Below are 673 nucleotides of genomic sequence, written 5' to 3' on the forward strand. Positions count from 1 at the left end.
TGCTTTTGCGGCCAGCAGGCGGCGAGCTTGGGAATTGACCCTGAATAACTTGCTCTTTTTGCCACGGAGACACGGAGTCACGGAGGAAAAGATTTTTTCTATTCTCCGTGACTCCGTGTCTCCGTGGCAAAATTTTTTCTTGACTGGGTTAGCACCGAAAATGTGGAAGTTATTTCAGGTCAGTCCCTTAACAAGTCTCAGACAAATCCGGAACTTATTCCGAGACAATTCCTGGTTGGGAGCATTAAAAAGAATACCTCGGGAAACCAGTTCGATGGTACTATTTACCCCTATGATGCAGCTATGCAGGAACTGTCGTTTAATACAAAACTGCCTTAATACTCAAGGAAATGGAATAGAGGGGCGGTAGCGTGAGTGCGGTTCAGGAAGCTGTTTTATCATTTTTTGATTGGGCGACTAATAATGGTGTGCCTTTGAGATAAGACAAGACAGAGTTGGCTTCAGCAACCGACAACACAACAGGAAGTTTTTTTGGTCGTTTTGCTTTTAGCCAGTCATTGATCGTTAAACTGTCGCGCCCGAGCACTTGCTTGTACAAAAAGACCAGGGCACTCAATGCCTGCTGCTGAGTACTGACAGCAACGTGTTTTTTCATTACCAGATGAGTGAGAAAATCACGGACATCATCACCAGTCAGTAAATCGGGGTGGCG

General features: G+C 45.5%; 1 protein-coding gene. It reads right to left on the minus strand.

Translation table 11 applies throughout. From position 1 onward, the window contains the following. Positions 1-382: 382 nt before the first annotated feature. Positions 383-673 (minus strand): phage integrase N-terminal SAM-like domain-containing protein (locus J7438_RS26720; RefSeq protein WP_209279051.1); only part of this gene is annotated, 291 nt, incomplete at its 5' end.

This window comes from Thalassotalea sp. G20_0 (assembly GCF_017744175.1).
Lineage (GTDB): Bacteria > Pseudomonadota > Gammaproteobacteria > Pseudomonadales > Endozoicomonadaceae > Endozoicomonas.